This window comes from Ruegeria marisrubri (genome assembly GCF_001507595.1).
Classification (GTDB): domain Bacteria; phylum Pseudomonadota; class Alphaproteobacteria; order Rhodobacterales; family Rhodobacteraceae; genus Ruegeria; species Ruegeria marisrubri.
In genome coordinates this window covers 799,737-812,682 of the sequence record NZ_LQBQ01000001.1, presented here as the reverse complement: position 1 = coordinate 812,682, position 12,946 = coordinate 799,737, and the positions used below count along the sequence as shown (strand labels likewise).

Sequence of the window (12,946 nt, the reverse complement as noted above, 5' to 3'; positions counted from 1 at the left end):
AATCGGGCCTATTGCTCTATCCTGATCGCGTAATGTTCCGGCTTTTTTCTCGGGAGAGCGCGATGAGCCAGACAATCTACGAGAAATATGGCGGCTTCAAAACCATCAGCCGGATCGTGATGACCTTCTACGAAATGGCGCTGGATTCCGATCAGATCGGTGGCTACTTCGAAGACATCGACATGCCGCGCCTTATTGACCACCAGACGAAATTCATCTCGTCACTGGTCGGAGGGCCTGCGTCCTTCAGTGACGAGCGGATCGAAGCGGTGCATCGCCACCTGAACATCAGCCATGCTGATTTCGACGAGATGGCCGAACTGTTCGCGGAAGCACTGTCCCAGCATGGCATGTCCGAGCCGGACATTCGAACCTGCCTCGCGGCCATCGAGGAAAAACGGTCCATCATCGTGGTCCGTGACGCGGCATGAGCATTTCAGCGATCAATGAAAACCTGCTGCGGGCGATCGGGGTCGGCGTGGCCGTGGTGCGGGCGTCGGACCTGAGTTTCATATTCCACAATGAACCATTCGCCGAATGGTTCGGAACGCCACAAGACGGAGCATCGCTGACATCGGTTCTTGAGGGGTTGGACGAAACAGAGCTGGATAGGGTGCGCAATGAGGGAGTGAAATACTCTGTCGAGTTGCAGATCAAGCCCAAGCGACGCACGCTGGTTTTCGCCCTGAATATCTCGGCTGCCAACTCTCTGGACGAAAAGATCATGGTGATCGAATGCCAGAACATCACTCGAATCCGTGAACTGGAAAGCATGATCGACAGCTACTCGACCATGGTCGAGCGCAACACGCGTGAGCTGGAGCGGGAAAAGGAGAGGGTAGAGCGGCTGTTGCTGAACCTGATGCCGCGGTCGGTCTACGAAGAGTTCAAGACCTTTGGCGTGGTAACGCCGCAGCTTTACGAAAACGTCTCGGTGGTGATGCTTGATTTCGTGGATTTCACCGATTTCGCGGCGCGCACCGATCCGACCATTACACTGAGCGAATTGAATGACATCTTCACGGCGTTCGACCGCATCGTCGAACAGTTCGGCTGCGAGCGGATCAAGACCATCGGGGACGCATATCTGGCCGTTGCTGGTATGCCCGACCCGACACCGGATCATGCGACCGCCGTTGCCCATTGCGCCACCCGCTTTCTGCGTTACCTGGAAAGGCGCAACGAAAGCCATCCGCACAAATGGCAGGCGCGGATCGGGCTGGGGACCGGCGCCGCCGTGGGATCGGTCGTCGGTATCCAGAAATATGTCTATGACGTGTTCGGGCCTGCGGTGAACATGGCGTCTCGCCTGCAAGTTTTTGCAAACCCGATGAAAATCGTGGCTCCGGAAGAGATGAAATATGCGCTGATCGACGAGTTTCAGGTCTCGGATCTTGGACCCGAAGACATCAAGGGGCTGGGTGAAGTCAGCTTGGTCAATGTTTCATCGGCCTTGCGCGCGTCGAAATCCAAAAGCTGGACATGACCCAACTCCACGCCGAGGCGGTGCAGGCGCTCTACTGATCGTCGGGCGCGATCAATCCGAGACCCCTCAGATAGATGCCGATGCCGGTTTCAAGCAGGTCTTCGGGCGAAAAAGGCGAGGCTGTTCCGGTGTTTCTGGCGTAAAGCTCAACCACTCCGTGACTCAACGCCCAGATATGGGCACTGAACATGGAGGCCGGCGGGCGCTTTTCTGGTGGTATGTGCTGTGACAGGTCCGACGCGGCCTTTTCCAGCACGGATTTGGCCCGGTTGGCGGCCGCGGCCAGTTCCGGTGTGCGGTTGATCGAGATGCCGCTTTCGAACATCGAAATGTAGTGGCCGGGGTGTTTCCGCGCAAAAGCCAGATAGGCGCGCCCGGTGGCTTCGAACGCGGCTAGGGCTGATGGCTGGCCTTGGTCATAGGCGTATTGCATCAGGTCCGCGAACATCTCGAAGCCCTGTCGCGCAGCTTCGGCGATCAGGTCTTCACGCCCTTCGAAATGGCGGTAGACGGCTGCAGGGGTGACTCCTGCCTTCTTGGCGGCCTCGGACAGGGTAAAGCCCGTGGGGCCCTTTTCCTCGATCAGGACAAGGGCTGCGTCGATCAGGGCCTGCCGTAGATTTCCGTGATGATACCCTCGTTTAGCCATCCCAGATCTCGGGGCCTCCGCAGATTTTCCCGTCCGGCTTTCCGACGGCTTTCTTGGTTTTGTCGTCATAGTCAAGTTCTGTCAGCACGGAACGGATGGCGGCAAGACGGGCCCTCTTCTTGTCGTCCGAGCGCACGATGGTCCAGGGGCATACATCGGAATGCGATCTGGTCAGCGTTTCGCTGATGGCAGCGGTGTAATCATCCCATTTACTCAGGCCCGCCACGTCGATCGGGCTGAGCTTCCAGTGCTTCAACGGGTCGTTTTCGCGGGCCAGGAATCGTTTCAGTTGCTCGGCGCGGCCGACGTTGAGCCAGAACTTGAACAGACGGATACCATCATTCACCAGTCCGTCTTCCAGCGGCTTCACCTGGCGAAAGAACCTCTCGCGCTCGGCCGGCTCGCAGAAGCCGAAGACATGCTCGACAACTCCCCGATTATACCAGCTGCGGTCAAAGAAAACGATCTCGCCCGCAGATGGCAGGTGAGAAATGTAACGCTGGAAATACCATTGGCTGCGCTCTGCATCCGAGGGTTTGCTTAGGGCAACGACCCGCGCGCCCCTTGGATTAAGGTTTTCCCGGAACCTTCTGATAGTGCCTCCTTTTCCGGAAGCATCCCGGCCTTCGAAAATGATGGCGATGCGTTGCCCGGTTTCCTTGACCCAAGACTGCAATTTTACCAGTTCGATTTGCAGGGCCTGCATCTCTTTGTCGTAGACCTTTCCCTTCATCCTCTCGCGGTAGGGATAGGATGGGTTCAGGATGTCATCCTTGTCGGCCGCGGTAATGGCCTCGCGGATCTCCTTTGGGGATTCGTCATTGAAATAGGCGGTGATCGCGCCTTTCATTGGCCGTGCCATCCGATGCCTCCCAGTAAAATCCGCATCTTACTATGGAATGTGAATCGGATTAACGCAAACTGGCGCTTGTCGGTTGGCCGGGTCTTGTCCTTGGCGAACTCGTTTCAAATCTAGTTGCCAATCGCGTCCAGATCATAGGGTGTGGTCTGGTAGATCTCGTTGATCCAGTTGCCATAAAGCAGGTGCGCGTGGCTGCGCCAGCGGTTCTGCGGAGTCTTGCTGGGGTCGTCGTCGGGGTAATAGTTGATCGGCACGTTGATCGGCGTGCCGTTTTCCACGTCACGGTCGTATTCCTGCTTCAGCGTGTCACTGTCGTATTCGAAGTGGTTGAAGATATAGAGCGCGCGGTGTTCTGGGTCTTCGACCAGGCAGGGGCCGACCTCGTCGCTGCCCAACAGGGTACGAAGGCCGGGAACGGCATCGATTTCTTCCTGCTTCATCTCGGTCCAGCGGCTGACCGGGATCAGAAGATCATCGGAAAACCCGCGCAGGTACGGAGAGGCAGGGGCAAGGTTCTTGTGCCGGAAACAGCCGAACGCCTTGTGGTCCAGCATGTGTTTCTTGACCCCGTGGAAATGGTTGATCATCGCCATGCCGCCCCAGCAGACCCCGAAGGTGGAATGCACGCTGGTCTGGGTCCAGTCAAAGACCTCGCAGATCTCGTCCCAATAGGTGACCTCCGGGAACTCCAGATGTTCGATAGGGGCACCGGTGATGATGAGCCCGTCGAACTTCTCGTTCTTCACCTCCTGAAAGGGGCGGTAGAACTCGGCCATGTGCTCGGCGGCTGTATTCCGGGTCTTGTGCTCGGTCATGCGGATCAGCGACAGCTCGATCTGCAGCGGCGTGGCCCCGATCAGCCGCGCGAACTGGTTTTCGGTCTGGATCTTCTTGGGCATGAGATTCAGCAGACCGATATGCAGAGGCCGGATATCCTGTCGCGCCGCCTGATCCTCGGACATGACCATGACGCCCTCGCGGGTGAGGACGTTGTAGGCAGGCAGGTCGGAAGGGATCTTGATCGGCATCGGCTTGGTTCTTCGTTTTGAAGGAATTCAGGTATTTAGGTGCCTTTGGCGCGTGCCTCAAGGGTGCGTTCGATCAACTCGTCGAAATCGCCGGCATCGCGCACCGCACCAATCTCGTCGGCGGTGACCGTGATACCCCAGTTGCGCGCCATCGCCTCGTAGCGCGGCTGTCGGTGGGCCAGGGCCTGCGCATAGGTCCAGCGGATGAAGGCATCCGGGTCCACCTCATCCTCGGCGCAGCCTTCCCTGGCAAGGAACTCGTCCCACACGCGGGTCAGGAATTCCGGCTGATAGGACATCGGCTTGGGGGCCTTGTCAAAACGGCGGACGAGCTTTTCGGTGTGCGCCTCGTCGCCCTTGATCCAGATCATCAGCGTGTGACGGGACAGTTCTGTGAGGACGTGATCGTTGGGATCGTCCGGCTCCACCCATTCGCAGATGGACCCGCCGGTGTCACAGATGAAATGCGGGTAGCCATAGAGGCGCTGCGCCCGGTCTATGAAATACTCGGTGTCAAGCAGCGCATGGATCTCGGCCTGGCGGAATTGCTCCTGACGGCGGCGGTATTCGCTGATTTCCAGCCCCCCGAGTTCGGGGTTGCCGGGCTTTCCCAGATAGGCGGCGACCGGGGTCAGGTTCGAGAACGAGATGTTCGAGCCGATGAAGATCGAATCCGACAGAAGAAGATCGCGCAGGAACGGCACCTTCATCGCGTGGGCCTTGGCGTTGTCGGCGATGTATTCGCCCATGTAGCGGGTGCCGATGCGGTAGTCGATCGAGTAGTGGAACCAGTCTCCCTGATCGCGCAGAAGGTTCGAGACATGGGTCTTGCCCAGCCCGGACATGCCAAAGAACAGCACCTTTTTGCGCTCTGCCTCGCGCCACTCTCTTGCCGAGCCGTAGATCATACCCACCTTCCTTTTCCGCCCTTGCTAAAACGGGGGACAGGCGGCGTCAATCGCGCCGTCGTCCCGAGCGGTTCAGGATCATCAGGCCAAGCGCCAGCAGGGCAAAGCCCCCATAGGCCTGGGCCGTCAGTTCCTCGTGCCGGATATGAGCTCCGAGCAGGATCGCGACGGGCGGGATGACGAGGGTGACCAGCAACAGGTTCCCGCTGCCCGCCATTGCAAGCACGCGGTAATACAGCAGATAGGCCCCGGCGGTCGCGATCAGCGAGTAATAGGCGATGGCCGCCCATGTCACGGGCTGCAGGTCAAAGGATGGCGGGCCGTCGATCAGCAGGGCCAGCGGCAGAACGGCAAGTGTCGATCCGGTCAACATGCCGGCGGCCGCGACCTGTGGGGGAAGATGGGCGAGTTTCAACCGCGCCCATGCTCCGGCGAAGGCGTAAGAGAGGGTGCCGGCAAGAATGGCCAGTTGCGCGGCACTGCGCAGGTCGAAGCTGGTGAAGTTTTGCAGGCCGATGGCGGCGGCAACCCCGAAAAACCCGAGGCACACACCGGCCATTCGGTGCAGGGTCAGCCTTTCGTCAGGGAAGACCATCGCGGCAACGATCACGCCGAAGATCGCCGTCGTGGCGTTCAGGATCGAGGTCAGCCCGCTTTCGACGTAAAGCTGCCCCCAGGCCATCAGGCCGAAGGGGATCACGTTGTTGAGCAGCCCCATGACCAGAAAGGCACCCCAGATGCGCGGGTCACGGGGCAGGGGTAGCCGCAGGAACAGGACGGCGGCCCAAAGGACCAGCATCGCCCAGAAAGTTCGGTGCAGGACAGAGGTTGCCACCGGAACCTCATCCAATGCGATCCGGATGGACACGAAGGATGCGCCCCAGATCACTCCGAGAAGGATCAACTCGGACCAGGCGCGGGGGGATAGGGCTTTTTGTTCGCTCATGGGGGTGGATTACCGGCAAGGACAGGTCCGCGCGACCCGTTTCCTGCGCATATGGCATTGCGGTCTAGACACGGTTCATGCACGTCGTCTGCGCAGCCGGCCGGAGGCATCGAGAATGTTGATGTAGTTGCCGGCAAAGATCACCACCGCTCCGATCAGAACCCAGAGGTCCAAAGGCTCTCCGTAAAGCAGCATGCCCAGCACGGCAATCGTCGGCAGGCGCGCAAAGTCGATGGGCACCACCACGGTTGCCGGGGCGATGGCCAAGGCGTTGGTAATGCAGAAATGCGCCAGCAAACCGGCAAGCCCGACGAGGACGAGGAACGGGGCCGTTTGCATCGTTGGCAGCGCAATGTCCCCGTCGATGCCGGATGCCGCGAGGCCAAGCACCGCCTGGATGACGGTGAGCCACAACATGATGCAGCCGATGCTAGCGTAATGCGTCAGTTTCTTCGTGGAAATGGTTGTCAGGGCAAAGAAAACCGCTGACAGGGCCGCCGTGAGGATTCCGATGTTCAGAGAAGTCGCGCCGGGGCGTGTCACGATCAGGATGCCGATGAAACCGATCAGGGCTGCGGCTACGCGCACGGGCGTCAGTCGTTCGCCCAACAGCAGCGGCGACAGAACAATGACCCAGAGCGGTTGGGTGAATTCCAGTGCAAACACCTGTGCCAGGGGGATCACTGTGACGGCAAAGAACCAGAGGTTCTGCCCGATGAAATGCACCACGTTTCGCGCGACATGCAGGCCCATTCGGCGGGTGGATACATGCGGCCAGGTGCCGGTGGCGGTCAATACCAGTGAGACGACGAGGATCCCGACGAAACTTCGATACATCATGATTTCGAAGGTGTCGTGAACCGCGCTCAACTCGCGACCGGCGATGGCCATGGACGAGAAGGAGACAATCGCGCCGATCATCCAGATCGCGGCCCGCTTCGTCGGGCTCATGCCGGAACCTCGGACACCTTGTAGTGGCGAGCAATGCCCCGCGTGACCGCGGCCCAGTGGCTGCCTTTGATGCGCGCCTGATGTGCTTCGAAATCAGCCCTGCTTTGAAAGCGTTCCGAAACGACAAGCCGGCCGGGCAGGCCCGGGGCGGGTTTCACTTCAAAAGACAGACAACCTGGCTCTGCCCGGGTCAGCGCGATGTGGTCGGGAAGGGCTGCCATAACCGCATCGATCCGGTCCGGGGGCACGTCCATGTGACCTGTCAGGACTATCTGCATTCGATCTCTCATGTTGAAAGGGCTAACAACTGCGCCGGCAAAAGGCGAGTTTCAAATGAAAACGCCGCCCATTAGGGGCGGCGCTCGGAAACTTGAGACCCGGCCGGATCACTCCCACTCGATCGTTCCCGGGGGTTTCGAGGTGATGTCATAGGTGCAGCGGTTGATGCCCTTGACCTCGTTGATGATCCGCGTGGCGGTTTCACCGAGGAACTCGTGGCTGAACGGGTAGTAGTCGGCGGTCATCCCATCGACCGAGGTGACCGCCCGCAGGGCACAGGCATAGTCATAGGTGCGCCCGTCGCCCATCACGCCCACGGTGCGCACCGGCAGGATCGCGACGAAGGCCTGCCAGATCTCGTCATAAAGCCCGTGTTTGCGGATCTGGTCGATATAGATCGCGTCGGCCTCGCGCAGGATCTCCAGCTTTTCGCGGGTGATCTCGCCGGGGCAGCGGATGGCCAGACCGGGGCCGGGGAAGGGGTGGCGGCCGATGAAGGATGCGGGCAGGCCCAGCTCGTGGCCCAGCGCGCGAACCTCGTCCTTGAACAGCTCGCGCAGCGGCTCGACCAGTTTCAGGCCCATCTTTTCCGGCAGGCCGCCAACGTTGTGGTGCGACTTGATGGTCACCGAAGGGCCGCCCGAGAAGGACACGGATTCGATCACGTCCGGGTAGAGTGTGCCCTGGGCCAGGAACTCTGCCCCTTCGATCGTGTCGGCATGTTTCTGGAACACGTCGATGAACAGCTTGCCGATGATCTTGCGCTTGGTCTCGGGGTCGCTGACACCTTCCAGTTCGCCAAGGAACAGTTCGGATTCGTCGGCGTGGATCAGGGGCAGGTTGTAATGTTCGCGGAACATGCCGACCACTTCGGCGGCTTCGTTCTTGCGCAGCAGGCCGTGGTCGACAAAGACGCAGGTCAATTGATCGCCGATCGCTTCGTGGATGAGGATCGCTGCAACCGAACTGTCAACGCCGCCCGACAGCGCGCAGATCACCTTTTTGTCGCCAACCTGCTCGCGGATCTTGCGGATCATTTCCTCGCGATAGGCGCCCATCGTCCAGTCGCCGGTAAAGCCCGCGATCTTGATGAAGTTCTCATACAGCGTCTTGCCGTTCGGCGTGTGGTGCACCTCGGGGTGGAACTGCACCGCATAGAAGTGACGCTTGAGGTCTGCAGTGATCGCATAAGGCGCGTTTGGCGAGGTGCCGTAGACCTCGAAACCCGGAGCAATCTGGCTGACATGGTCGCCATGAGACATCCAGACCTGCTCGTCGCCTTCCAGGAACCAGCCGCGCAACAGGTCGATATGGGGACCTTTCGGCGTGACATAGGCGCGGCCGAACTCGGCGGTGCCATGCCCCGATTCCACCTTGCCACCCAGTTGGGTCATCATGACCTGCTGGCCATAGCAGATCCCGAGGATCGGGATGCCCATCTCGAACAGCTCCTGCGGCGCACGCGGCGAACCCTCGCGGGTCACGCTGTCGGGGCCACCGGACAGGATCACGGCCTTGGGGGCCATCTCGCGGATGAACTCGGCGGTGACGTTCTGGTAGGGGTGGATTTCACAATAGACGTTCAGCTCGCGCAGGCGGCGGGCGATCAGCTGCGTCACCTGGCTGCCGAAGTCGATGATAAGAAGGCGGTCATGAGATGTCTGGGTCATGACCGGCTCTTAGGTCGGGCTGTCGCGTTGTGCAAGAGCTATGAGGCGGTCAAGGACCCCGAGGCGAGAAAGAGAACGCAAGTTCACCCCATCGAGTGGGAGCTGGCTGCGCCGCGCCGTGCCGCGCGTTCCCCGTCGACGCGGTAACTCCAAATGGCGATCGAGGACCATGTCACGACATACACGACACCGATCAAGACAATGACTTCACCGGGCAGGGGGCCGACATCGGCGCGCTCAAAGGCCTGGTCCAGGCTTTCGACCGGAGTCGGATGAACCGCCAGCTTACCGGCAAAGGCCAGGGATTGAATAAGCAGGATCCAGAGATAATTGCGCCGGATGCGTCTGCCTATCGCGATCATGAATCCGACGTGGTAGCGCGGTCGCAGGTAATCCTCGGCCAGCACCTTTTGCCAGTTCTCTTCCATGTGCAGGTCGCCGTCGTAGAGAAGCGGTGCGTAGAAATGAGTTTCCAGCCATCGTGCCCGCGCGCGCCAGACGTTGAAATAGCGATAGCGCCGCGCCTCGAGCATGAGAAACAGGATGATGAGGACCCCCACCAGCACCAAGGGCAGGGGTGAGGCATCGGGCGACGCGAAGGATATGGAAAGCGCCACGCCCAGCGTCACCACAGCCCAGTTCGATGAGGTGTCCAGCCGCGTTCGCCAGATCGTGCTGCGATACACCTCGCCTCGATAGAGATGGGCCACGGCACCGATTTCCGCGGCGCTGAGGGTCTTGCGTTCGGTGTCGGGCCGATCGCCGGGTTGGCTTTGCTGTTCCATATTGCAATCATGCCCTTGGCTAGAAGACGGGTCAAAGCATTAGCGACGCCTCGTCCATGTCGCTTTCCCCCCTCAATTGCCGTAATTCATATTCGGACGGACGTTGGCGTCCTGTAATTAGATCGCCAAAGCAGAACCATCTTATCCAGGGGATCATCTCATGGCAGAGACAACAAGCCGGCGCAGAGGACGTGGTGGTGGCGGTGCCGCACGGCGCGCCGAGCGCACCGCGGTCCGCATCGAGACCGCGAAATATATCGAACGCAACATTCCCAACTTCGAGATCCTGAACGAAGAGGCGCTAGAGATCATCGAAAACAACGCCGAGACGGTTCTGGAAGAGGTGGGCGTCAACTTCATCGACAACCCCAAGGCGCTGGAACGCTGGCGCGAAGCCGGGGCCGATGTGGTCGGCGAGCGGGTCCGTATCCCCCGCGGTCTGGCGCGCAAGCTGTGCGAAACGGCGCCCAGCCAATTCACCCAGCACGCCCGGAACCCGGAAAAATCGGTGGTGATCGGTGGCCGCAACCTGGTTCTGGCTCCGGTCTATGGCCCGCCCTTCGTGCGTGATATTCATGGCGGTCGGCGTTACGCCACGATGGAAGACTTCAATAAATTCGTGAAGCTGGCCTACATGTCCAAGTGGCTGCACCACTCGGGCGGAACGGTGTGCGAACCGACCGACATTCCGGTGAACAAACGTCACCTCGACATGCTGATGGCGCACATGACGCTGAGCGACAAGCCCTTCATGGGCTCGGTGACCGATCCCAGCCGCGCACAGGACAGCGTCGAGATGTGCGAGATCCTGTTCGGCAAGGAGTTCGTGCAGGAAAACACAGTGATGACCTCGCTCACCAACATCAACTCGCCGATGACCTTCGACGACGTGATGATGGGCGCGCTCGAGGTCTATGCCAAGAACAATCAGGCGTGCATCATCTCGCCCTTCATCGTCGGCGGCGCGATGGCGCCGGTTTCGGTGGCCGGCACGCTGACCCAGGTTCTGGCCGAGGTTCTGGCAGGGATCGCCTATTCGCAGCTGATCCGCCCCGGCGCCCCGGCAATCTTTGGGGCTTTCGTGACCTCGATCGACATGAACTCGGGCGCGCCCACGTTTGGAACCCCTGAGGCCGCGCATATCACCTATGGTGCCGGTCAGTTGGCCCGCCGTCTGGGCGTGCCTTACCGCTCGGCCGGGTCGTTCTGCGGCTCGAAACTGCCGGATGCGCAGGCCGCTTATGAAACGGCGAACTCGCTCAACATGGGGCTGCTGTCGGGCGTGAACTTCATGCTGCATTCCTGTGGCTGGCTCGAAGGCGGTCTGGTGGCGGATTTCGAGAAATTCGTCATGGATGCCGACCAACTGGGCGTTCTTCACGGGCTGGCCAAGGGCGTGGCCTATGACGAGAACGCACAGGCCATGGATGCCATTCGCGAGGTCGGCCCGGGTGGGCACTATCTGGGGTGCGCACACACTCAGGCCAACTTCAAGGATGCCTTCTGGAAGACCGAACTGCTCGACTACAAGCCGTTCGAGACCTGGGAGGACGAAGGCTCGCGCGATACGCGGACCTTGGCGGCGCAGCGGGTTGAGCATTTGCTGGCCAACTACCGGCAACCCGAGCTTGATCCCGGTATCGCTGCTGCGCTGTCGGCCTATGTCGAAGAGAAAAAGGCGTCGATGCCGGACGCCTTCATGTAATCACCGATACAGAGAGGCGCGGCTGGCTTGATACAGCTGGGCCTCTCCCATCAACGCGATGAGAAGATCTAGATGCCGGACCAATGAGTAGGCGGCATCCTCCTCACGGCGCAGGTCGTCCACCTGTCGCTCCATATCCATCAGTTTCATCAACGCGCTACCTGGGATCGGCAGGGTTCCGTAACCGAGAAGTCGCTGAAGGTGGCGATCCCGGTTGTATTCCCGTGCCCCAATCCGTGCTGCCCGGATCAAAAGGCGGGGGCGGCGAAGCGTCGAAAGCTGTGTCATGACATCCTGCATCGGCGGTCCTTTCGTGAATTGATGAGAGAGAATTAGACACAACCAAAGCGGGTGTTACTACCGGCAGAAGACAACGCACGGTGGTTTCAGAACTGTTTATCTTTTTAAATCAATCCTGCTGGATGCCGCTGGCTTTTAACGATCGGGTAACGAAACCGACCATAGGTAGAGTTTTGTTAACTATAGTTACGCTGGCGAACTGAGGTGATGTCAGTGTCGACGAGGGCAAGCAACCATGGAAAATAGCACAGCAATTACCGTTCCGGCTTGGGTCCCCGAGGGCGCGCAGCGTTATCTGGCCCATACTGAGACTGGGCGGTCGATCCGTGATCTGGCTCGCGCGGCGGGATGTCATGCTTCGACTGTCTTGCGGCAAATTCGGCGGATCGAGATGCGGCGCGACGATCCTTTGGTTGACGCCGCGCTGGAATCCCTTGCCGCTGTTCATTTCCCCGCCGAGGGCAAAAATTCCGGACGGTGTGAAGACACGGGGAATGGACAGAGGACTCCGGTATCGCTGCCGGAAGACAAGGCCCTGCAAACTGAGGCTTTCAATCGTGAAGCCTTGCGGGTTTTGGAGCACTTGAGCGAGGCTGGTGCTGTTCTGGCGGTGGCCGAAGATATGGAAAAGGCGGTTGTCGTTCGTGACGGAGGCGAGGCCGGAGCGACCAGGACCGCAGTCGTGGACCGCCAGGTCGCACAGGCGTTGGCCCTGAATGACTGGATTGCCTGCGACAAGCCCGGACGTATCGCGCGATATCACATCACGCCACTGGGGCGCAGCGCCTTCGGCCAATTGCTGGCTGAAGCGGAAAACCGCGCGCGCAACCGAAACGAATTCGGGTGCGCCGAAGCGCAGACACCGTTCCTACCCCAGAGGCACGAGAATGCCGGAGCCGGACAGAGACCGCGTCGGGTGAGGTATGGTATGGCCGACAGCCCGCTGATCGCCCTGTCGCGGCGAAAAGATCGGGACGGAAAGCCATTCCTGGATGAAACGCTGGTCAAGGCCGGTGAACGGCTGCGGGAGGATTTTGAACTGGCCCAGATCGGTTCGCAGGTAACCCAAAACTGGGACAATTTCCTGAGAGGCGGAGTGCAAGCGGGCTTGCCCAGCGGTGGGGGCGGCTCCTCGGAAGCGCGCGAGCGTGTCGCGAATGCCCTTGCCGATCTCGGGCCGGGGCTGAGTGACGTCGCCTTGCGCTGCTGCTGCTATCTGGAAGGGCTGGAACTGACGGAAAAACGGATGGGCTGGTCAGCGCGCTCTGGCAAGATCGTGCTGCGGATCGCTTTGCAGAGGTTGAAACGACACTACGACAGGCAGGCAGAGTGGGATCGAATGATCGGCTAGATTTCCCGCGTTGACTGCAATTTCCA

Annotated in this window: 14 protein-coding genes; 4 read left to right on the top strand and 10 right to left on the bottom strand. The window is 60.1% G+C overall.

Features of this window, described 5'->3' with window-relative positions; translation table 11 throughout:
- Positions 1–62 precede the first annotated feature (62 nt).
- On the top strand, positions 63–431 hold the full coding sequence (locus AVO45_RS03905) for a group I truncated hemoglobin (protein ID WP_068344569.1): 369 nt from the start codon (positions 63–65) through the stop codon (positions 429–431).
- Entirely contained in the window at positions 428–1,486 is a 1,059-nt protein-coding gene (locus AVO45_RS03900; protein WP_068344568.1) for an adenylate/guanylate cyclase domain-containing protein, read from the top strand. Before AVO45_RS03905 ends, AVO45_RS03900 begins: the two co-directional genes overlap by 4 nt.
- A gap of 31 nt (positions 1,487–1,517) precedes the next feature.
- Here AVO45_RS03900 and AVO45_RS03895 read toward each other — a convergent pair whose 3' ends face one another.
- The 9 genes from AVO45_RS03895 to AVO45_RS03855 form a co-directional block, all read right to left on the bottom strand.
- On the bottom strand, positions 1,518–2,135 hold the full coding sequence (locus tag AVO45_RS03895; protein ID WP_068344567.1) for a TetR/AcrR family transcriptional regulator: 618 nt from the start codon (positions 2,133–2,135) through the stop codon (positions 1,518–1,520).
- Positions 2,128–2,997: a polyphosphate kinase 2 gene (gene ppk2 / locus AVO45_RS03890; RefSeq protein ID WP_068344566.1), complete on the bottom strand. Its 870-nt coding sequence runs from the start codon at positions 2,995–2,997 to the stop codon at positions 2,128–2,130. Before ppk2 ends, AVO45_RS03895 begins: the two co-directional genes overlap by 8 nt.
- A gap of 110 nt (positions 2,998–3,107) precedes the next feature.
- A complete protein-coding gene (metA, locus tag AVO45_RS03885; protein ID WP_068344565.1) occupies positions 3,108–4,025 on the bottom strand; it encodes a homoserine O-acetyltransferase MetA in 918 nt (305 codons plus the stop codon).
- A gap of 35 nt (positions 4,026–4,060) precedes the next feature.
- Positions 4,061–4,933 (bottom strand): ATPase, encoded by an 873-nt coding sequence (locus tag AVO45_RS03880; protein ID WP_068344564.1) that lies wholly within the window; start codon positions 4,931–4,933, stop codon positions 4,061–4,063.
- Positions 4,934–4,979: 46 nt separating this feature from the next.
- On the bottom strand, positions 4,980–5,879 hold the full coding sequence (locus AVO45_RS03875) for a DMT family transporter (RefSeq protein ID WP_068344563.1): 900 nt from the start codon (positions 5,877–5,879) through the stop codon (positions 4,980–4,982).
- 75 nt (positions 5,880–5,954) lie between these two features.
- Positions 5,955–6,830: a DMT family transporter gene (locus AVO45_RS03870; protein ID WP_068344562.1), complete on the bottom strand. Its 876-nt coding sequence runs from the start codon at positions 6,828–6,830 to the stop codon at positions 5,955–5,957.
- A complete protein-coding gene (locus tag AVO45_RS03865) occupies positions 6,827–7,108 on the bottom strand; it encodes a putative quinol monooxygenase (RefSeq protein WP_240482054.1) in 282 nt (93 codons plus the stop codon). Before AVO45_RS03865 ends, AVO45_RS03870 begins: the two co-directional genes overlap by 4 nt.
- Positions 7,109–7,216: 108 nt before the next feature.
- Complete coding sequence (gene guaA, locus AVO45_RS03860; RefSeq protein WP_068344560.1) at positions 7,217–8,779, bottom strand: glutamine-hydrolyzing GMP synthase; 1,563 nt, start codon at positions 8,777–8,779, stop codon at positions 7,217–7,219.
- A gap of 83 nt (positions 8,780–8,862) precedes the next feature.
- Positions 8,863–9,564 (bottom strand): DUF2270 domain-containing protein, encoded by a 702-nt coding sequence (locus tag AVO45_RS03855; RefSeq protein WP_068344559.1) that lies wholly within the window; start codon positions 9,562–9,564, stop codon positions 8,863–8,865.
- Between the two features lie 160 nt (positions 9,565–9,724).
- On the opposite strand from AVO45_RS03855, the gene AVO45_RS03850 reads away from it, so the two are divergent.
- A complete protein-coding gene (locus AVO45_RS03850) occupies positions 9,725–11,269 on the top strand; it encodes a trimethylamine methyltransferase family protein (RefSeq protein ID WP_068344558.1) in 1,545 nt (514 codons plus the stop codon).
- Here AVO45_RS03850 and AVO45_RS03845 read toward each other — a convergent pair whose 3' ends face one another.
- Positions 11,270–11,557: a DUF6477 family protein gene (locus AVO45_RS03845; RefSeq protein WP_338055953.1), complete on the bottom strand. Its 288-nt coding sequence runs from the start codon at positions 11,555–11,557 to the stop codon at positions 11,270–11,272. It lies immediately after the preceding gene.
- A gap of 247 nt (positions 11,558–11,804) precedes the next feature.
- Between AVO45_RS03845 and AVO45_RS03840 the strand changes: the two genes are divergently transcribed.
- Positions 11,805–12,920 carry a DUF6456 domain-containing protein gene (locus AVO45_RS03840; protein WP_068344556.1) on the top strand — a complete coding sequence of 372 codons (1,116 nt, stop codon included), beginning with the start codon at positions 11,805–11,807 and terminating at the stop codon, positions 12,918–12,920.
- Positions 12,921–12,946: the final 26 nt, after the last annotated feature.

Coding starts and splice junctions, on each gene's coding strand:
- AVO45_RS03905 (WP_068344569.1), top strand. CDS start 63: ATGAGCCAGACAATCTACGAGAAATATGGCGGCTTCAAAACCATCAGC.
- AVO45_RS03900 (WP_068344568.1), top strand. CDS start 428: ATGAGCATTTCAGCGATCAATGAAAACCTGCTGCGGGCGATCGGGGTC.
- AVO45_RS03895 (WP_068344567.1), bottom strand. CDS start 2,135: ATGGCTAAACGAGGGTATCATCACGGAAATCTACGGCAGGCCCTGATC.
- ppk2 (WP_068344566.1), bottom strand. CDS start 2,997: ATGGCACGGCCAATGAAAGGCGCGATCACCGCCTATTTCAATGACGAA.
- metA (WP_068344565.1), bottom strand. CDS start 4,025: ATGCCGATCAAGATCCCTTCCGACCTGCCTGCCTACAACGTCCTCACC.
- AVO45_RS03880 (WP_068344564.1), bottom strand. CDS start 4,933: ATGATCTACGGCTCGGCAAGAGAGTGGCGCGAGGCAGAGCGCAAAAAG.
- AVO45_RS03875 (WP_068344563.1), bottom strand. CDS start 5,879: ATGAGCGAACAAAAAGCCCTATCCCCCCGCGCCTGGTCCGAGTTGATC.
- AVO45_RS03870 (WP_068344562.1), bottom strand. CDS start 6,830: ATGAGCCCGACGAAGCGGGCCGCGATCTGGATGATCGGCGCGATTGTC.
- AVO45_RS03865 (WP_240482054.1), bottom strand. CDS start 7,108: ATGCAGATAGTCCTGACAGGTCACATGGACGTGCCCCCGGACCGGATC.
- guaA (WP_068344560.1), bottom strand. CDS start 8,779: ATGACCCAGACATCTCATGACCGCCTTCTTATCATCGACTTCGGCAGC.
- AVO45_RS03855 (WP_068344559.1), bottom strand. CDS start 9,564: ATGGAACAGCAAAGCCAACCCGGCGATCGGCCCGACACCGAACGCAAG.
- AVO45_RS03850 (WP_068344558.1), top strand. CDS start 9,725: ATGGCAGAGACAACAAGCCGGCGCAGAGGACGTGGTGGTGGCGGTGCC.
- AVO45_RS03845 (WP_338055953.1), bottom strand. CDS start 11,557: ATGACACAGCTTTCGACGCTTCGCCGCCCCCGCCTTTTGATCCGGGCA.
- AVO45_RS03840 (WP_068344556.1), top strand. CDS start 11,805: ATGGAAAATAGCACAGCAATTACCGTTCCGGCTTGGGTCCCCGAGGGC.